The organism is Mycobacterium alsense (assembly GCF_002086635.1).
In the GTDB taxonomy this organism is placed as follows: Bacteria; Actinomycetota; Actinomycetes; order Mycobacteriales; family Mycobacteriaceae; genus Mycobacterium; species Mycobacterium alsense.
Genome location: NZ_MVHD01000037.1, coordinates 37,326 through 55,887 on the forward strand (window position 1 = coordinate 37,326; position 18,562 = coordinate 55,887).

General features: G+C 70.9%; 16 protein-coding genes and 1 pseudogene. 7 read left to right on the forward strand and 10 right to left on the reverse strand.

Translation table 11 applies throughout. The features are described 5' to 3' along the window. The first annotated feature begins 13 nt into the window (after positions 1-13). The gene (locus BST11_RS18840) at positions 14-322 is read left to right on the forward strand and encodes a DUF732 domain-containing protein (protein ID WP_244897705.1); all 309 of its coding nucleotides are present in this window, start codon (positions 14-16) and stop codon (positions 320-322) included. Here BST11_RS18840 and BST11_RS18845 read toward each other — a convergent pair. After that, positions 319-1,236, reverse strand: coding sequence for a CE1 family esterase (locus BST11_RS18845; protein WP_083139406.1), 918 nt, complete (start codon positions 1,234-1,236; stop codon positions 319-321). The genes BST11_RS18840 and BST11_RS18845 overlap by 4 nt on opposite strands. A 184-nt stretch (positions 1,237-1,420) precedes the next feature. On the opposite strand from BST11_RS18845, the gene BST11_RS18850 reads away from it, so the two are divergent. From BST11_RS18850 to BST11_RS18860, 3 genes are all read left to right on the forward strand, one after another. Next, complete coding sequence (locus BST11_RS18850) at positions 1,421-1,774, forward strand: DUF732 domain-containing protein (protein ID WP_067318965.1); 354 nt, start codon at positions 1,421-1,423, stop codon at positions 1,772-1,774. Between the two features lie 108 nt (positions 1,775-1,882). Next, a complete protein-coding gene (locus tag BST11_RS18855; protein ID WP_083139407.1) occupies positions 1,883-2,209 on the forward strand; it encodes a DUF732 domain-containing protein in 327 nt (108 codons plus the stop codon). A 57-nt stretch (positions 2,210-2,266) separates the two neighbouring features. Further along, complete coding sequence (locus BST11_RS18860) at positions 2,267-2,479, forward strand: hypothetical protein (RefSeq protein WP_083139408.1); 213 nt, start codon at positions 2,267-2,269, stop codon at positions 2,477-2,479. Between the two features lie 9 nt (positions 2,480-2,488). Here BST11_RS18860 and BST11_RS18865 read toward each other — a convergent pair whose 3' ends face one another. Further along, positions 2,489-5,392 carry an arylsulfatase gene (locus BST11_RS18865; protein ID WP_083139409.1) on the reverse strand — a complete coding sequence of 968 codons (2,904 nt, stop codon included), beginning with the start codon at positions 5,390-5,392 and terminating at the stop codon, positions 2,489-2,491. An 89-nt stretch (positions 5,393-5,481) separates the two neighbouring features. Then, entirely contained in the window at positions 5,482-5,913 is a 432-nt protein-coding gene (locus tag BST11_RS18870; RefSeq protein WP_244897706.1) for a CBS domain-containing protein, read from the reverse strand. A gap of 165 nt (positions 5,914-6,078) precedes the next feature. On the opposite strand from BST11_RS18870, the gene BST11_RS18875 reads away from it, so the two are divergent. Next, a complete protein-coding gene (locus BST11_RS18875) occupies positions 6,079-8,379 on the forward strand; it encodes a heavy metal translocating P-type ATPase (protein ID WP_083139411.1) in 2,301 nt (766 codons plus the stop codon). Here BST11_RS18875 and BST11_RS18880 read toward each other — a convergent pair. The 7 genes and pseudogenes from BST11_RS18880 to BST11_RS18910 form a co-directional block, all read right to left on the reverse strand. Then, the gene (locus BST11_RS18880) at positions 8,368-9,498 is read right to left on the reverse strand and encodes a PPE family protein (RefSeq protein ID WP_083139412.1); all 1,131 of its coding nucleotides are present in this window, start codon (positions 9,496-9,498) and stop codon (positions 8,368-8,370) included. The genes BST11_RS18875 and BST11_RS18880 overlap by 12 nt on opposite strands. A gap of 26 nt (positions 9,499-9,524) precedes the next feature. Continuing rightward, the gene (locus BST11_RS18885; RefSeq protein ID WP_083139413.1) at positions 9,525-10,661 is read right to left on the reverse strand and encodes a PPE family protein; all 1,137 of its coding nucleotides are present in this window, start codon (positions 10,659-10,661) and stop codon (positions 9,525-9,527) included. 194 nt (positions 10,662-10,855) lie between these two features. Further along, entirely contained in the window at positions 10,856-11,659 is an 804-nt protein-coding gene (locus BST11_RS18890) for an MBL fold metallo-hydrolase (RefSeq protein WP_083139424.1), read from the reverse strand. A gap of 36 nt (positions 11,660-11,695) precedes the next feature. Next, on the reverse strand, positions 11,696-13,240 hold the full coding sequence (locus BST11_RS18895; protein WP_083139414.1) for an HNH endonuclease signature motif containing protein: 1,545 nt from the start codon (positions 13,238-13,240) through the stop codon (positions 11,696-11,698). 72 nt (positions 13,241-13,312) lie between these two features. Beyond that, positions 13,313-14,155 (reverse strand): pseudouridine synthase, encoded by an 843-nt coding sequence (locus BST11_RS18900; RefSeq protein ID WP_083139415.1) that lies wholly within the window; start codon positions 14,153-14,155, stop codon positions 13,313-13,315. A gap of 7 nt (positions 14,156-14,162) precedes the next feature. Further along, complete coding sequence (locus tag BST11_RS18905) at positions 14,163-15,896, reverse strand: glycerol-3-phosphate dehydrogenase/oxidase (protein WP_083139416.1); 1,734 nt, start codon at positions 15,894-15,896, stop codon at positions 14,163-14,165. 18 nt (positions 15,897-15,914) lie between these two features. Beyond that, a pseudogene (locus BST11_RS18910) lies at positions 15,915-17,392 on the reverse strand (NAD(P)H-quinone dehydrogenase); the annotation flags it as partial. 84 nt (positions 17,393-17,476) lie between these two features. Between BST11_RS18910 and BST11_RS18915 the strand changes: the two are divergent. After that, positions 17,477-17,956, forward strand: coding sequence for a gamma-glutamylcyclotransferase family protein (locus BST11_RS18915; protein ID WP_068214287.1), 480 nt, complete (start codon positions 17,477-17,479; stop codon positions 17,954-17,956). 18 nt (positions 17,957-17,974) lie between these two features. Further along, positions 17,975-18,562: PE family protein (locus BST11_RS18920; RefSeq protein WP_142276432.1), on the forward strand; the 588-nt coding region annotated here is incomplete at its 3' end.

The following is an 18,562-nucleotide window of genomic DNA, read 5'->3' on the forward strand; positions in this document are numbered from 1 at the left end:
CGATGATCTCGGGGTGATCCACCGCGCCCTGTTGATCGGCCTGCTCGTGGCCCCGTCGCTGCTCGGCCTCGCCGCAGCGCCGGCCGCGCACGCCGACGCGATGGACAACGCGTTTTTGAGCGCGATGAAGGCCAGGGGCATCGACTTCTCGTCGCCGCAGGCCGCGCTCACCGCCGCACACCAGGTCTGCCGGGAACTGGCCCTGGGGAAACAGAAGCCGGAGATCGCGAACGAGGTGATGGCCAACAGCGGGCTGGACGGCTATCACGCGGGATACTTCGTCGGCGCGGCCGTCGCCGCGTACTGCCCCACGTATCGCTAGTCGCGGGCGTGGGCGAGGAAAAACTGGGCGATCACCTCCGAGGCGTCCACCGCGCGCGAGGTGCGACCGATAATCGCCTGCGGCAGATACTGTTTGCCTCCCGGCCAGGTGTGCCCACCGTTGTCGATCTGGTAGAAGACCACCGCGGTGGGCGCGGCGCACGCCGTGGAATCGAAGCGGTGCACGACGGTGCCGTCCCCGACGTTGGCCAGCACCTGCGACGACGGATCACCCTGGCACCCATCGGCCAACCGCCACGTGTCCACCATGCTCTTCGCCGCGATCGCGTGGCTGACCCCGCCGCGACCGCGCACCTTCCCGCCGTTGAACGGCACCAGCGGGTCGGCGGTCCCGTGCGCCGCGAGGACGGCCACCGGGCGTGACGGGTGGCAGGACACGCCGACGCCCAGCGTCCCGGCCACCGGCGCGATCGCGGCGAAGACGTCGGCGCGGTCGCACGCCAGCCGGTTGGACATGAAGCCCCCGTTCGACATGCCCGTGGCGAAGACGTGCCCGGGTGCGATGTGGTAGTCGGTTTGCAACTTGCCCGCCAGCGCGACCAGGAACCCGACGTCGTCGACGTGGTGGCGATCGGCCGGCGACGCCCCCCGCCCGTCGGCCCAGCTCTTGTCGTAACCGTCGGGATAGGCCACCAGCAGGTCGTGGGCGTCGGCCACGGTGTCGAAATCGGTCAGGCCCCGCTGCCCCTTTCCGGTGCCGCCGCCCCCGTGCAGGCTCAGCACCAGGCCGACGGGATCGCCCGGCGGCAGGTGCAGAGCGTAGGTGCGGTCCATGCCGCCGGAGCGCAACGTGCCCACAACATCCCGGGCGCCCGCCGCCGCCACGTGACGCACACCACAGCCGACCAAGCACATCGCCAGCACGGCGAGCGACAACCAGCGCATATACGGCATGCCGTCAAGCTACCCAGCGCGGCCGCGATTCGACGGAGGCGGGCCGGTCAGGCGCGTCGGCGGGGGCGAACACCGATTTAACGTCGCGGTGCTCGTAAATATTTGCGGTTCTTGAAACGTCCGCGACCATGACACGATGCCCAGCCGTAACCTGCTCGCAACCTTTCTGGGCGAGTCTGCACGCATGGCGAACACCCGAACCCGCAGGCTCCGCCCGCTGTTGTCGGTGTTGGCCGCCGGATTCGTCCCGGCGGCCGCGCTGCTTGGCCTCCTGGCGCCGGCCCCGACCGCCCACGCCGACGGCAACGATGACGCCTTCATCAGGGTGTTGCACTCGCACGGCATCGCCCACGAGACCCCCGCTTCCGCGATCGCGGCCGGCCACCTGGTCTGCCGCCAGCTCGACCTGGGTAAGACCCAGGACCAGATCGCGATGGACGTGATGAACAGCAGCACCCTGGACGGCGACCACTCCGGGTTCTTCGTCGCCGTTTCCGAGCGCGCCTACTGCCCGCAGTACGCGGACATTCCCTCCTGACGGGCCCGACGGCCTCGATCTCCCTGCGGCAGTTGCCGCGATCGCATTCGGCGAATGGTTGCGTTGTGCGAAGCTGGGGGCCGACTGCGCCGTGAGGGAGGATGCGACATGGCAAGCGTCCGCGCCGCGCTCCTCGCAGCGCTCCTGGCGGGGCCGGCCGCCGCGGTGGCTCCCCTGGCGGCGACGCCCCCCGCCGCGCACGCCGACGCGGCCGACGACGCCTTCCTGGCGGCGCTGCACGCGAAGGGCATCTATTTCGGATCGCCCCAGCAGGCCATCATTTCCGGCCACGAGGTCTGCGACGAACTCGATATCGGCAAGACCCCGAACCAGGTCGCCCAGTCCGTGATGAGCAACACCGATCTGGACGGCTTCCACGCGGGGTATTTCGTCGGCGCGAGCATCCGGGCGTACTGCCCGAGGCACGCGTCTTAACGAAACCGCAACGCCGCGCTTGCGCTGGCGCGACTTCGGGGCGCCTACGATTTCGGGATGGCATCGAAAATCCTTGTCGGCGCCGTCGTTGCGGTCGGCGCGGCGGTGGCGATGGCAGCACCGGTCGGCGCCGATCCCAGCGTCTTCGGCGAAATCCACTGCAGCTGCTCGCAGACGGTTTCCAGCGATGGGTCCTCCGTCGCCGACCAGATCGATCGGGGACTCGAGGCCGGGCTCTCCGGGGCGCCGGCCGTCCAATCGCCGCAGTGACTTTCGGCCTCAGCCGGCGGCGCCCCGCCCGACGGCCTGGACCGACGCGTGTTCGTGCAGCGCCCGCTCCGCCTCGGGGTGAACGGGTTTGAGGTCGAAGACGACCTCCCTGACGGTGCCGGTGAACGCGTAGGGGGCGCGCGCCTCGTAGGCGCGGTCGACGACCAGGCCGTTGTCGCGCCCGACGTCCATCCCGGCGTACGAGGTGAAGGCCAGCGGAACGGTGTTGGCCATCTCACCCGCGCCGATCCGACGGTCGTTGGCCCACAGCGTGACCCGCCCGCCCGAGCCCGGCACCGGCCGGTCCGATTCGAACAGCATCCGCACCGTGACGTCCCCGGTCGGGATCGGCTCGGTGGACGCCTGCCGGTAGGTGTCCACGCCGAGATAGGAGTACGTGTGGTGCAGCCGCCCGCCGTCGTCGACCCACAGCGCGAAGCCGCCGATGAAATCGCCGTTGGCGACGATGACGCCCTGCGCTCCGCCGTCGGGAACGACCAGGCGCGCCTCGATCGCGTACGAGCGGCCGAAGATGCGTGGAACCATGCCGCGCTGGATGTTTTGCACGCCGCCTTTGAAGGCGAACCGCGTGGTGGTGGGCAGCGGCGGCAGGCTGCCGAACATCACCGCGATCCCGCCCAGCAGCGGCAGCACACGGTTTCGTTCGGCCTCCTCCCACCACAGCCGCTTGAGCTCGGCCAGCTTGTCGGGCCGCTGGGCGGCTAAGTCGCGGGCCTGGGAGAAGTCGTCGGGCAGGTAGTACAGCTCCCACACGTCGTCGTCGGGGTCGTAGTTGCCGGGCGCGAATCGCTGCAGCGTCTCCGGCGAAAGGTCCCACGGCGCCTTGTCCAACCGGGCGCAGGCCCACCATCCGTCCCGGTAAAGGGCGCGGCTGCCGAAGTTTTCGAAGTACTGCACCGTGTGGCGCTCTTCGGCGTCCGCCGCGTCGAAGGTGTGGGCGAAGCTGGTTCCGTCCATCGGCTCCTGATCGATGCCGTCGACCGCGACCGGCTGCGGCAAACCGATGGCCTCCAAAACGGTTGGGGCGATGTCGATGCAGTGCGCGAACTGGCTGCGGACCTTGCCGTCGGGCCGGATGCGGCTGGGCCAGGCGACCACCATCGGGTCGCGCGTGCCGCCGAGGTGGCTGGCCATCTGTTTGCCCCACTGGAACGGGGTGTTGTTGGCGTGCGCCCACGCGCTCGCGAAATGCGGCGCGGTGAACTCGTCCCCGAGCGCGGCGACCCCGCCGTACTCCTCGATGAGCTGCAGCTGACGTTCGGCGTCGAGAACGAGACCGTTCAAAAACGTCATCTCGTTGAACGAGCCGGTCACCGTGCCCTCCATGCTGGCGCCGTTGTCGCCCCAGATGTAGAAGACGAGCGTGTTGTCGGATTCGCCGAGCTCCTCGATCGCGTCGAGCAGCCGGCCGACGTTGAAGTCGGCGTTCTCGGAAAACCCCGCGAACACCTCCATCTGGCGGGCGTAGAGCTTCTTTTCGTTGTCCGACAAGCTGTCCCAGGCCGGAAACAGGTCGGGGCGCTCGGTCAGCTCGGCGTCGGGCGGGATGATCCCGAGACGCTTCTGGCGTTCGAACGTCTCGCGCCGGTAGACGTCCCAGCCCTCGTCGAACCTGCCGCGGTACTTGTCGGCCCATTCGCTGAACACGTGGTGCGGCGCGTGGGTGGCGCCGGTCGAGTAGTACATCATCCACGGCTTCTCGGCGTCCTGGGCGCGCACGCCGTGCAGCCACTCGACGGCCTTGTCGGTGAGGTCGTCGGGGAAGTAGTAGGGTTTGCCGTCCCCGCCCTGCGGCACGCCGATAACCGAGTTGTCCTGGGTGATGATGGGGTCGTACTGGCCCGCGGCGCCGCTCAGGAATCCCCAGAAGTGGTCGAATCCCCAACCCAGGGGCCAGTTGTCGAACGGCCCCGCCGCGCCCTGAACGTTGTCGGGTGTCAGGTGCCACTTGCCGAAACCGCCGGTCACATAGCCGTTGTCGCGCAGGATGCGCGGCAGCGAGGCGCAGCTGCGCGGCCTGACCGTCGAGTAGCCGGGGAACGGTCCGGGGAACTCGCACACCGATCCGAAGCCAACCCGGTGGTGGTTGCGCCCGGTCAGCAGCGCCGCACGGGTGGGCGAGCACACCGCGGTGACGTGGAAGCGGTTGTAGGCCAGGCCGTTTCGCGCGACGCGGGTCAGCGTAGGGGTCGCGATGGCGCCGCCGAAGGTGTCCGGCCCGCCGAACCCGGCGTCGTCGATGAGCACGATCAGCACGTTCGGGGCGCCGTCGGGCGCCTTCGGGCCGGGCACGATGGTCCAGTCACCGACCGAGTCGGCCATGGTGCGACCGACGGTGCCGCCGAAGGCGCGCGGCGGCAGCGGCAGCCGGGTGCGGTCGGGGTTGAACTTTCCCATCGCCTCTTGTAGCGCCGCGCCCAGACTTCGCAGCGTTGAACGGCTCAGCTCCGCAACGGATTTCATCGGCGACCCGGCCAGCGCCTGCTCGACGGCGAGCCGGCCCGCGGGCGGCGTCACCGCGATGATCAGGCCGCTGCCCGCGGACAGCGCCTGGCCGATTTTGTCGGCCAGGCCGCTCTTGATCCGGTGGTTGGCGAACGTGCCCGCCAGCGCCCCGGCCGCCGCGCCCACCGCCGCCGAGGCCAGCAGCGCCGGTGAGAACAGGCCCACGGCCAGCCCCGCCCCGGCCCCCCACGCGGCGCCCCGGCGGCCCAGGCGATTGCCGGTGTCGACCAGGACCGGATTCCCCTCGGCGTCCTTGGCGACGAGCACCGCGCCGCGTACCGCGACGCGCTTGGCCTTGGTTTGCTCGGTCAGGGTTTCGAAGTCTCGACGGGCCGAATCGAGATCCTGGTAGCCGGCGACGATGACCAGCTCGCGTTCTTCGCTCATGACCTTCGGAGACTACGGGTGCGCGCTCCGTCCGCCGGGGGCGAAACGCCGTTGATGTAGTGAGCGCCCGGCACTCCGCCGGCGGCGCTTTACGCCGAATCGGTTTCCGGGTCCGCGCCGTAGGCGCTATAAACGCCGAGCAGGTCGCGCGCCGAGACGATGCCGACCAGCGCGCCATCCCGCTCCACCAGGATGTGGCGCACGTAGCGGTCCATCATCCGCGCCGCCACTTGATCGATCGTCGCCTCGGCGTCGCACCACACCAGTTGGGTGCTGGCCACGTCATGCGCCCACACGGTGGCGGGGTCCTTACCGGATGCCACCACGCGAACGACGTCGCGCTCGCTCACCAGCGCGGCGGGCCGCTCGTCGTCGCCGACCACGACGGCCCCGACATCGATGGCGATCATCGCGCTGGCGGCGTCGGCGATGGTCGCGTCGGCGACGACGCGCGCCACCGGCTCACCGATGACGGTGGACACCGGAAGCGAACCGGGGGATGGATAAGAAGAACCAGTCACGCCGCAATGTTCACGAATCCCCGACCCCATTCCTAGTGACCTCGGTCCTTCGATCGGGTGGCACAGGTAACCAAAGCCGGATCGGTCATGTGACCCCCGGCCCTAGCCGACCTGACCTGGTCGGGCCACGCTGGCGGCAGGCCTTTTTCCCGAAGGGGTCCGGTTATGGGCAGTAGAGGACGTGCGGCGTTGTTCGCTCTGGGCGTCGCCGCACTGGCCGCCGGCGGGATCGCTTGGCTGACCGGCTCGCCCCGACTGGCCGATGCGTGCTGGATGGCGGGCACGTTCTCCGCGATCATCCCGGCGTCGCTGTGGGTGGTGGCTGCGCTGCGCCGCGGCCGGATCGGGGTCGACCTCATCGCGGTGCTGTCGCTGGTCGGCACGCTGCTGGTCGGCGAGTACCTCGCGGGTGCGTTGATCGCCGTGATGCTGTCCGGGGGGCGTGCGCTGGAAGCGGCGGCCGAGCGTCGCGCGTCGCACGATCTGCGCGCGCTGCTCGAACATGCCCCGCGGTTCGCTCGCCGCCGCGACGGGTCGGCGGTGAGCACGATCGGGCTGGACGAGGTGGCGGTCGACGACCTGCTGGTCGTGGGACCCGGCGAGGTGGTACCGGTCGACGGACGCATCGCCAGCACGGCGGCCGTGCTCGACGAGTCGGTCCTGACCGGCGAGTCGCTGGGGGTGGAACGCGCTCGCGGCGAACCGGTGCGCAGCGGCGTGGTCAATGCGGGCGGCGCATTCGAAATGCGCGCCACCGCCACGGCCGACGACAGCGCCTACGCGCAGATCGTGCGGATGGCCGCGGACGCCCGGGCCGAAAACGCGCCTGTGGTGCGGCTGGCCGACCGGTACGCCGCATGGTTCCTGCCGCTGGCGCTGCTGGTGGCCGGTGGTGCTTGGCTGGCCACCGGATCGGCGACGCGCGCCGTGGCGGTGCTGGTGGTGGCGACACCCTGTCCGCTGTTGCTTGCCGCCCCGGTGGCGATCGTGTCCGGCCTGTCGCGCGCCTCGCGTCGGGGCGTGGTGGTCCGCGGCGGCGCGGCGCTGGAGAACCTCGGGCGCGCAAGGACTTTGGTGATGGACAAGACCGGCACGTTGACCATCGGGCAGCCCGTCGTGATCGACGTCGTGACCGCGCCCGGCTGCGACGCCACCGAGGTGCTGCGGCTGGCCGCTTCGGTGGACCAGTATTCCCCGCATGTGCTCGCGCAGGCGATCGTCACCGAAGCCCTCGCGCGCGGCCTGCGGCTGTCGCTACCCACCGACGTGACCGAGCAACCCGGGCGGGGCGTGACCGCCACCGTGGCTGATCGCCGGGTCGAAGTGGGCAAGCTGACCGGCGGCGTGGCCGCGGACTGGGCCCGCTCGGCGGTGAACCGCGCCCTCCTGGACTCCGCCGCCATCGCCTGGGTCTGCATCGACGCGCGACCGGCCGGCGCCGTGCTGCTGCGCGACCCGCTGCGTCGCCACGCGCCACGCACCATGCGCCGGTTGCGCGCCGCCGGGCTACAACGATTGGTGATGCTCACCGGAGACCGCACCGAGCCCGCCCGCGAGGTCGCCGCCGTGCTGGGGCTGGACGAGGTGTACGCGGAACAGAGCCCGGCCGACAAGGTCGCCGCCGTGCGCGCCGAACAAGACCGCGCCGTCACGGTGATGGTCGGCGACGGGGTGAACGATGCGCCCGCGCTGGCCGCGGCCGGCGTCGGCGTGGCGATGGGTGCGCGCGGCGCCACCGCGTCGTCGGAAGCCGCCGACATCGTGTTGACCACCGACCGGCTGGACCGGCTCGCGGACGCGATGGATATCGCCCGGTGGTCGCGCCGCATCGCCGTGCAGAGCGCGGTGGTCGGCATGGGCCTGTCCCTGGCCGCGATGGCCGTCGCGGCGATCGGATGGCTGCCGCCGGCCGCCGGAGCGCTGCTGCAGGAAGCCATCGACGTTGCCGTGATCCTCAACGCGCTGCGCGCGCTGCGCGGCAATCCGTCCCTCGAGATCGATCTGCCGGCACAAACCGAACGGATGCTGCGCCGCTTCGACGCCGAACACGACGAACTGCGCGAGACCATCGCGATGCTGCGGGACGCCGCTGACAGCCTGGTTGTCGCCCCGAACCAGTCTGCGCTGCAAGCGATAACACGCGCGCACCACCTGCTCGTCGAGCGCATCCTTCCCCACGAACGCGCCGAGGAAAGCCAACTCTATCCCGCGCTGGCTTGTCCGCTGGGCACCGGTGAGGCCACCGCCACGATGAGCCGCACCCACGCCGAAATACAACGTCTGTCGGACCGCATCGGCGCCCACCTGGCCCTGGCGCAGAGCCGCGGCTGTATCGCCCCGGACCAGGTCGACGACCTGCTCGCCTGCCTGTACGGCCTGTACGCGCTGCTGCGCCTGCACTTTCTGCAGGAAGAGGAAAACTATTTCACGTTGGGCACCGACGAGCCCGACCGCTCATCCCGCTGACGGCGGGCGGGTCATGAAGGTCCCCTTGAGCTCCAGGCCGTATTCGATGTCGTCGTAGTCCCGGCCCTCGCGCTTACCCTTGCGCGCCCCGGTCGACGGCGGGATCATCATCGGCGGCATCGGGGACGAGGGCATCCCGGATTCCCCCGCCGGCAGCGGGGATACCGCCGACGCGAGTTGCACCGGCGGCTGCGGAGCGGTCAGCATCCCGACCGCGGCGGGCGGCATGATCAGCCTGCCCATCGAAACACCCACGCCCGCCGCGGCCGTGGGCGCCGCCGTAGAACCGACGGCCCTGATCGCGTTGGCCAGGTCGGCGCCGGCCGCCGACAGCGCCGCCTCGCCCTCCGACAAACCCTGGCCCACACTGCTGCCCACGTTCTGCAGCGCCTGCGCCGCATTGGCCTGCGCCAGATAGCTGAGCAGGGTGATGGGGAATCCGCCGGCGATGAACTGGTTCGCGTATTTGTTGGCCAACCCGAACCAGCCCACCTGCGGGTCGAAGCCGCCGGGGGTGCCCAGGATCGACTCCAGGAAATCCCCGATCGGGGTCGAGGCCGCGGGCGCGGCGGCGGTTTGCGCGGCGGCCGCGGCCGGGTTGGCGATCGCGGGCGGCGACACGAACTGCGGCAGCCGCGTGGCCTGCGCCGACGTCGCCGCGTAGCGATACATCGCCGCCGAATTGTTGACCCACATGCCCTCGTACTGGCTGTCGGTCTCGGCGATCGCCACGCTGTTGGTCCCGAGCCAATTGGTGGCCACCAGCCGTGCCAGCCGGGTGCGGTTGGCGGTGACCTGTACCGGGAAAACGACTGTCCGGCAAGCTAATTCGAATGCCATCGCGACGGCCCGCATCGACGAGGCGAGCCGCTCGCACTGCTGTGCGGTGGTGCGCAGCCAGGTGATGTAGGGGTCGACGGCCGAGATCATGGCCATCGAGGACGGGCCCTGCCAGTCCTCGGCCAGCGACGAGAGCACCGTGGCGTAGTCGGGCAGCGCGTCCTCCACCTCGACACCCAGCCTCGCCCAGACCGCCGAGGCCTCGATCAACGACCCGGCGCCCGGCCCCGAGTGGATCAGCGCCGCGGTGATCTCGGGGGGCAGCGTCCCAAAATCCATGACTCAGGCGGTTCTCATGGCGGCCGTCATCCCGCCGAGGGGGGCGGGTGGATCACCGATCCCTTGACCTGCTTGCCGATTTCGAGGTCCTCGGACTTGGGCTGCTTCCTCTTGCGCCAGCCGCTGCCCGCCGAGATGGGCGGCGGCATCAGCGGCGGGAGCATGCCGAACCCGGCCTCCCCGGCGTCGATCGGCGAGGCCGCCGACGCCAGCTGCACGGGGGTCTGCGCTGCGGGCAACAACCCCACCACCGCCGGCGGCGCGGTGAGCTTGCCCATCGACACCCCGACGCCCAGCGACGCCGTCGGCGCCGATCCGGCGCTCCTGATCGCATCGGCCAGGCCGATCTCGGAAGCCCCCAGCGCCGACTCCCCCTCGGCGAGACCCTGACCCACGTCGCTGCCCACGCTCTGCAGCGCCTGGGCGGACGTGCTCTGCGCCACGTAGCTGAGCATGTTGATGGGAAACCCCGACGAGATGAACTGGTTCGCATAGGTATTCGCCAGCCCGAACCAACCCGTGTTGGGGTCGAAGCCGAAGGGGGTGCCCACGATCGACTCCAGGAAATCCCCGATCGGGGTCGAGGCCGCCGGCGCGGCGGCGGCCGGCGCGGCGGTGGCCTGGGCGGCCGTCCCCGCGGGGCCGGCGATCGGGGGCGGCGAGGAGAACCCCGGCAGCTCGGTGGCCTGGTCGGAGGCCGCCTGATAGCGGGTCAGGGCCGCGGAGTTCGTCGCCCACATGCCCTGGTATTCGTCCTCGGCCGCCGCGATCGCCGGAAGGTTGCTGCCGAACCGGTTGGTGGCCACCAGTTGGGCCAGGCGCGTCCTGTTGGCGGTCACCGTCGCAAGCGGAACGACCGCCGAGCGCGCGGCGTTGAACGCCGCCGCGGCGGCCTGCGCCGAGGAAGCCATCAGCTGCGACTGCTGGGCGGTGTCGCGCAGCCACGCGATGTAGGGCTGGACGGCCTGCAGCATCGCCGTCGACGACGGGCCGCTCCACGACTCCGTCAGCGCGGACACCACCGAGGTGTAGGTGCTGACCGTGTTCTCCAACTCGGTGCCCAGGCGCTGCCAGGCGGCGGACGCTTCGACCAGCGAGGCGGCGCCCGGCCCGGAGTGCATGAGCGCGGAGGTCACCTCGGGGGGCAGCGCTAGTACATCCATGGCATTTCACATTCCCCTGTACGGGGAGCGAACCCGGAAATCGCGTTGACGGCGCCGCGATAACTGCTCAAACATTGCGCCTCGACGCCCCACGTGCCGGATCCTTCCCCCGTTGGTAACGGATGAGACGAACGATATACCTGTGGCGCCGGCGGGCGAAGCGGTACGCAGGCTTCGTTGAGCAGCGAGAACGCTCACACGGTGACCGAGGCGCCGCGCCCCACCGTGATGATTCGCTCGGCGAAGCCGCGGCGCTGCATCTCGCCGACGAAGTCGGCCAATGGCGAGGCGAAGACCCCGTAGTCGTTGAAATGGATCGGGATCACCTCCGGCAGCGCGAGCGCCGCCACCAATTCCGCGCCCTGGCGGCCGTCCATGGTCACCGTCAGCCCGAACGGCAGCCGGCGCCCGGCCGGCAGGCGGGTTCCGCCGAGGTGCAGCATCCCGACGTCGATCGCGTCGAAACGGGCGGGAATCTCGTTGAGTTCGTCCACGAGCAGGGTGTCGCCGGACACGTACAGTCGGCGGACCGACTCGTCGGCGTCGACGAATTCCAGCATGGTGCCCATGACCGGCGGCAGCAGCCGCCGTGCCCACACCGGCGCGTGGCGCCCCGGGAGCGACGTGATGTGAATCGTGTTGGCGCCCTTGATGATCGTGTGGCGCTGCCAGGTCGACAACGCGACCGCCTGGTCGAAGCCGCGGTGGCGCAGCCGCTTGGCCGCGTGTGGGGTGGTCACGACCGGAAGCGCGTGGTCGAGCCCCCGCTGGGCCACCCTGTCCCAGTGATCGCCGTGCAGGTGCGACAGCACGATGGCGTCGATCGGCGGCAGTTCCTCGATGCTCAGCGCCGGTTCCTCGAGTCGCCGGGATGCCAGCCCGTAGCCCAGGTACGCGTGCTGCCCGCGGTGCAGGAAATTCGGATCGGTCAACAGCGTCAGCCCGCCGGCAGCGATCAACGTGGTGGCATTGCCGACGAACGTGACGGTGATGTCCATCGCCACGGGCTACCCAGTCGCCGGGTGTTCACGCGCTCAGAATGGCGGCGGATCCTCATCGCCGGTGGGTGGGGCGGGGCCGAAGTAGTCGCCGGTCTCCGATTTTCGGGTCGGGTGGGCTTGGCGGGCTTGGCGGGCTTGGCGGGCTTGGCGGTTGTGGCGGCGTTCGGTGGCCACCCGGTGGGCGCGCTCCTGGGCGCGGGTGCGCCGGCGCCGGGGCATCATGGCGGTGCGCTGGGGGCAGGGCTCGGTGCGCGGCGGCCCTTTGGGTGGCTGGCCGGTGGGCACACACACGCTGGGGAACAGCAGCGCGCTGCCGGGGGTGGTGACGTAGGTGTTCCCGTCGGGCAGCGTCCAGATCACGGTGCCATCGGGCAGTTGCTGATCACGCCACCAACAAAAGGTTTTCAGCAAATGATGCACCTTGCATAGACATTTGAGGTTGCTCGCGTGAGTGGCCCCGCCTCGGCTGTAGGGGATCGTATGGTCGACCTCGCAGCGCGTGGCCGGGCGGTCACAACCCGGCGCCCGACAGGTCAAGTCCCGGCACCGCACGAAGTCGGTCAACCGTCGCGACGGCACGTAGCCCTTCTCCGGGGCCGCGTCGCTGGGGTGCAACAGCGGCACCAGCTTGGCCGATTTGGCGAGCTCGGCGACGAGTTCGGGCGGGATCAGCCCATCGGCGCCGATTTCGGAGCCCGGGGTGGTGCCGTGGCCCTGGACGGTGGCGTGCTCCCCGATGACGTGGATGACCACCGGCCCGGCCGCCGGCTTGGCGCCGGCGGCGCAATCCGACCGTGCGCAGCGACAGCCCAGCCGATCCGCCCCGGCGGCCAGCGCCCCCAGCGCATCGGCGCGGCGCTGCTCGCGGGTGCGCGGATCGTGGCCGCACACGGTGGCCGCCAACGCATCCAACCGCTGATCCAGCGCGTGCGCGTCAACGCTGAACAGGGTGCCGTTGATCTGCGAGATCCCAGATTCGGCCAGATCGCCGATCCAGATCTCGCGATCGCGCTGATGCTTGGCGCGGCGCCGCACCGCATCCCGATCCACTCGGGCGACGATCTTGTCCACCTGCCCGGCCAGCCGGCCCCGCGTCATCGACGGCCAGCGCGCCACATTGGCCGCCAACGCGGTGTCCACCTTGCCCAGCACGTCGCGGTCGGTGACCAGATCGGTGCGATACACCAGGGTTTGAAACACCCGGTAATCGATATCGCCGGCCTTGAACACCTCAGCGACCTTCGGCAGGCGCTCACGCATCGCCCGCGCATAGCGCAACCGGCTGGCGGCCAGGCCCTGGCTGATCCGCAACACCGCCGCGACCTCGGCGGCCACCGCCTCCATCGTGTCGATCGCCCAGTCCTCGGTGTCCGAGCAGCGCGACAGCCGATAGCAAAACAACTCCCCGATCAACGCCAGCTGCGCGGCGGCCTGCCGATTCTCCGCCCGCGACGCCGCAGCGATCCGGTTCAGCAGGGCCGTGGACTGCGCCGTCGTCGACGGATAACGCCGCTCGAACAACTCATCAAAGCGCGCGATCACCGCAGCCCGCGACCCCGGACCCGACTCATCGAACATACGTTCGAGTATAGCGACGCGGACTGACACGCTGTGGCCGCCGGCCCAAGTTGTGGATAAACGGCTGCAGCGCTACGGACCCGTCCGGCCGCTGACGAACTCGCGGCGCGCACCGGTCAGCGGGTCGTCGAACGAGATGCGCTGCGCCAGCAGCCGCAGCGGCGTGCTGAAGTCGTCGGCCGTCACGTCAATCACATAGGGATACAACGGGTCTCCGACGATCGGCACCCCGAGCGAGGCCATGTGCAGGCGCAGCTGGTGGGTGCGTCCGGTGCGCGGCGTCAGGCGGTACAACCCGTCCGGGGAGACGAGCTCCACCAGCGTCTCCGCGTTGGGCGCACCCGGCTCGGTGACAGCCTGTAAACTTCCGCGCCGCTTGATGATTCGGCTGCGCACCACGCGCGGCAGCGCCAGCGAAGGATCGACGGCCGCCCGCGCCAGGTAGGTCTTGGCGACCAGGCCGCGGGCGAACAGCGTCTGGTACGCGCCGCGCACCTCGCGCCGAACCGTGAACACCAGCACGCCCGCCGTCAGGCGGTCGAGCCGATGCGCCGGGCTCAGCTCGGGCAGGCCCAGCTCCCGCCGCAGCCGCACCAGCGCGGTCTGCGCGACGTGGCGCCCCCGCGGCATGGTGGCCAAAAAATGCGGCTTGTCGACCACCACGATGTCGTCGTCACGATGCAGAATCGGCATCTCGAACGGCACCGGAACCTCTTCGCGCAGCTCGCGATACAGGTACACAAACGAACCCGCCGACAGCACCGTCGTCTCATCGACCGCCACCCCGTCGGCGTCGACGACCTCGCGGTCGGCCACCCCGAACCGCGCCGTCAGCTCGGCCAGCACCGGGCCGCCGCGCAGCCGCACCCGCGCGGGGCCGAGCCCGTCGCGCACGGGAAGCGGGGCGGGCCTCAACTGGGCCTCAACTGAGCGGAACCGGCTCGAGGATCTCGGCGCGCGCCTCGGGCGCGCTGGCCCGCAATTCGTCCGCCGACACGTCGTCGGGCTGGGCCTGCGACAGGACCTCGGCCTCCACCCGCGCGGTGTAGTTGGCGACCTCGCGGTCGACGTCGGCGGCGCTCCAGCCGAGCACCGGCGCCACCACCTCGGCGACCTCGCGGGCGCAGTCGACGCCGCGGTGCGAGTACTCGATCGAGATGCGCATCCGGCGGGCCAGGATGTCCTCCAGGTGCAGGGCCCCCTCGGCGGCGGCCGCGTACAGCGCCTCCACCCGCAGGTAGCCCGGGGCCTCCTTGATGGGGCTGAGCAGGTCCGGCGCGTCGGCCGCCAGGGCCAGTACGTCGTCGATCAGCGAACCGTAGCGGTCCAGCAGGTGGCGCACCCGGTACGGGTGCAGACCCTGCAGCGTCGCGACGTGCTCGACCTGGTTGACCAGCGCGAAGTACCCGTCGGCGCCCAGCAGGCTCACCTTCTCGGTGATCGACGGCGCCACCCGGGCCGGGATGAACTGCGCGGCGGCGTCGATCGCGTCGGCGGCCATCACCCGGTAGGTCGTGTACTTGCCGCCGGCGATCGCCACCAGCCCGGGCGCGGGCACCGCCACCGCGTGCTCGCGCGACAGCTTGGACGTCTCCTCGCTCTCGCCCGCCAGCAGCGGCCGCAGCCCCGCGTACACGCCGTCGATGTCGGCGTGGGTGAGCGGCGTGGCCAGCACCGTGTTGACGGTCCCGAGGATGTAGTCGATGTCGGCCTTGGTGGCCGCGGGGTGGGCAAGGTCGAGGTTCCAGTCGGTGTCGGTGGTGCCGATGATCCAGTGGCTGCCCCACGGTATGACGAACATCACCGACTTCTCGGTGCGCAGGATGATCGCGACGTCGCTGACGATGCGGTCCCGCGGCACCACGACGTGCACGCCCTTGGAGGCGCGCACCTGGAACCGCCCGCGCTGCTTGGACAGCGCCTGGATCTCGTCGGTCCACACCCCGGTCGCGTTGACCACGACGTGGCCGCGGACCTCGGTGATCGCGCCGTCCTCGGAGTCGCGCACCCGCACGCCGGTCACCCGATCGCCCTCGCGCAGCAGCGCGACCACCTGGGTGGAGGAGCGCACCACCGCCCCGTAGTGCGCGGCCGTGCGCGCGACCGTCATGGTGTGGCGCGCGTCGTCGACGACGGTGTCGTAGTAGCGAATCCCCCCGATCAGGGACGTCCGCTTCAGCCCCGGGCTCAGCCGCAGGGCGCCGGCGCGGGTCAGATGCTTTTGCGCCGGAACGGATTTCGCGCCACCCAGGCGGTCGTAGAGGAAAATGCCCGCGGCGACGTACGGACGTTCCCAGCAGCGCTTGGTCAGCGGGAACAAGAACGGCATCGGCTTCACCAGGTGCGGCGCCAGCTTGGTCAGCGAGAGCTCGCGTTCGTAGAGCGCCTCGCGGACCAGACCGAACTCCAGCTGCTCGAGGTAGCGCAGCCCGCCGTGGAACATCTTCGACGAGCGGCTCGACGTCCCCGACGCCAGATCGCGGGCCTCGACCATCGCCACCTTGAGCCCGCGGGTGGCGGCGTCCAGCGCGCATCCGGCGCCCACCACGCCGCCGCCGATGACCACCACGTCGAACTGCTCGGCGCCGAGCCGCTCCCAGGCCGCCGCGCGCGTGGCGGGCCCGAGCGTGGAGGCGGGCGGCGACGAATCGGGCACGACGACAGACTCCCATCGGTTACTCGTCGGTAGCGTTTGCTGCACCCAGGCTAGCCGTTTTCGTTCGGGTTTCAGTCCAGATCGTCGTGGGCCATCAACCGGCGCGCGGCCTCGGTGATGGAGCCCGACAGCGACGGGTAGACGGCCAGCGTCTGCGCCAGCTCGTTGACCGTGATGCGGTTCTGCACGGCCACCGCGATCGGCAGGATCAGCTCGGAGGCGATCGGCGCCACCACCACGCCGCCGATCACCACGCCGGTGGACCTGCGGCAGAACACCTTGACGAAGCCCTGCCGCAGCCCCGACATCTTCGCCCGCGCGTTGGTCCGCAGCGGCAGCATGATGGTGCGGGCGGGCACCGAACCGTCGTCGATCATCGACTGCGGCACCCCGACGGCCGCGATCTCGGGCCGGGTGAACACCGTCGCCGCCACGGTGCGCAGCCGGATCGGGCTGACGCCCTCCCCCAGCGCGTGATACATCGCGATGCGGCCCTGCATGGCGGCCACGGACGCCAACAGCAGCAGCCCGGTGCAGTCGCCCGCGGCGTAGATGCCGGGCACCGAGGTGCGCGACACCCGGTCTACCCGCAGGTAGTTGCCGGCGCCCAGCTCGATGCCCACCCGTTCCAGGCCCAACCCGCTCGTGTTGGGCACCGACCCGATCGTCATCAGCGCGTGGCTGCCCTCGACGGTGCGCCCGTCGGTCATCGTGACCAAAACCCCGGCTTCGGTGCGGGTGACCGACTCCGCCCGGGCGTTCTTGACCAGGTTGACGCCCCGTTCGGCGAACGATTCCTCGAGCACCCGCGCGGCGTCGGCGTCCTCGTAGGGCAGCACCCGGTCCCGGCTGGCCGCCACGGTCACCTGCACACCCAGCTCGGTGTAGGCGTGCACGAATTCGGCGCCCGTGACGCCCGAGCCGACGACGACGAGGTGCTCGGGCAGCGCCGCGAGGTCGTAGAGCTGCCGCCAGGTCAGGATGCGCTCGCCGTCGGGCCGGGCCGACGGCAGGACGCGCGGGCTGGCGCCGGTGGCGATGAGCACGACGTCGGCCTCGTACTCGCTGGTGGTGCCGTCGGAATGGGTGGCCTTGACGCGGTGGCGGGCCAGCCCGGGCGTGGGGTCGACGAGCTCGCCCCGGCCCGCGACCACGCGCACCCCCATGCTGTGCAGCTGGGCGGCGATGTCGGCGGACTGCTCGGCGGCGAGCCTCTTGACCCGGGCGTGGATTTGCGGCAACGAGATCTTGGCGTCGTCGATGTCGATGTCGAAGCCCAGCCGCGGCGCCCGGCGCAGCTCGGTGCGCAGCCCGGTGGAGGCGATGAACGTCTTGGACGGCACGCAGTCGTCGAGCACGGCCGCCCCGCCGACGCCCTCGGCGTCGATGACGGTGACGTCGGGAGCGTCGGGCCGCTCCGAGCCTAAGGTCGCGGCGACCAGCGCGGCTTCGTAACCCGCCGGCCCCCCGCCGAGGATTACGATGCGGGTCACCACGCTGCCTAACCTAACCGCGACGAGCGGGGCCCGCGAAACGCTCGGGTGAATAGCGCGCGGCGATGCGGCGTTTAAGCTTTCCCCGTGCCGCTCTACGCCGCGTACGGATCGAACATGGATCCCGAGCAGATGCTCAAGCGCGCACCGCACTCGCCGATGGCGGGTACGGGCTGGCTGCACGGGTGGCGGCTGACGTTCGGCGGCGAGGACATCGGCTGGGAGGGCGCGCTGGCCACGATCGTCGAGGACCCGGGTTCGAAGGTGTTCGTCGTGCTCTACGACATGACGCCGGCCGACGAGTACAACCTCGACCGCTGGGAGGGCTCCGAGTTCGGGGTGCACAAGAAGATCCGCTGCCGGGTGGAGCGCATCTCGTCGGACACCACCACCGACCCGGTGCTGGCGTGGCTGTACGTGCTCGACGCCTGGGAGGGCGGCCTGCCGTCGGCCCGCTACCTCGGCGTGATGGCCGACGCGGCCGAAATCGCCGGCGCGCCAGAGGATTACGTGCACGACCTGCGCACGCGCCCGGCCCGCAACATCGGTCCGGGGACCGGCGCGTAGGAGATCGGAGGCCACGGCGTGTCGTTCGTTTTCGCGGTGCCGGAAGTGGTCGAGTCGGCGGCGGCGGATCTGGCGGGCATCGGCTCGACGATCGCCGCGGCGACGTCGGCGGCGGCGGCCCCGACCACCGGGGTGGTCGCCGCGGCCGCGGATGAGGTGTCCCAAGCCGTCGCGGCGCTCTTCGGCGCGCACGCGGCCGAATATCAGGCGATCAGCGCCGGGGCGGCGGCGTTTCACCGCCAGTTCGTGCAGGCCATGACCGCGGGCGCGGGTTCCTACGCCCTCGCCGAGGCCGCCAACGCCTCGCCGCTGCAGGCCGTCGGCCAGGAGGTGCTCAACGCGGTCAACGCGCCCACCCTCGCGCTGTTCGGGCGGCCGCTGATCGGCAACGGCGCCAACGGGACAACGGTCTCCGGGGTGGGGCAGCCCGGCGGCCCCGGCGGCTTTTTGTACGGCGACGGCGGCAACGGCGGCGCTAGCACCCTGGCCGGCCTGCCCGGCGGCGCCGGCGGGCCCGGAGGGCTGTTCGGCAACGGCGGCGCCGGCGGGGTCGGCGGAACCGGCGGGACGGGGGGCGCCGGCGGGGCCGGCGGGCTGCTGTTCGGC

Coding starts and splice junctions, on each gene's coding strand:
- BST11_RS18845 (WP_083139406.1), bottom strand. CDS start 1,236: ATGCCGTATATGCGCTGGTTGTCGCTCGCCGTGCTGGCGATGTGCTTG.
- BST11_RS18850 (WP_067318965.1), top strand. CDS start 1,421: ATGGCGAACACCCGAACCCGCAGGCTCCGCCCGCTGTTGTCGGTGTTG.
- BST11_RS18855 (WP_083139407.1), top strand. CDS start 1,883: ATGGCAAGCGTCCGCGCCGCGCTCCTCGCAGCGCTCCTGGCGGGGCCG.
- BST11_RS18860 (WP_083139408.1), top strand. CDS start 2,267: ATGGCATCGAAAATCCTTGTCGGCGCCGTCGTTGCGGTCGGCGCGGCG.
- BST11_RS18865 (WP_083139409.1), bottom strand. CDS start 5,392: ATGAGCGAAGAACGCGAGCTGGTCATCGTCGCCGGCTACCAGGATCTC.
- BST11_RS18875 (WP_083139411.1), top strand. CDS start 6,079: ATGGGCAGTAGAGGACGTGCGGCGTTGTTCGCTCTGGGCGTCGCCGCA.
- BST11_RS18880 (WP_083139412.1), bottom strand. CDS start 9,498: ATGGATTTTGGGACGCTGCCCCCCGAGATCACCGCGGCGCTGATCCAC.
- BST11_RS18885 (WP_083139413.1), bottom strand. CDS start 10,661: ATGGATGTACTAGCGCTGCCCCCCGAGGTGACCTCCGCGCTCATGCAC.
- BST11_RS18890 (WP_083139424.1), bottom strand. CDS start 11,659: ATGGACATCACCGTCACGTTCGTCGGCAATGCCACCACGTTGATCGCT.
- BST11_RS18895 (WP_083139414.1), bottom strand. CDS start 13,240: ATGTTCGATGAGTCGGGTCCGGGGTCGCGGGCTGCGGTGATCGCGCGC.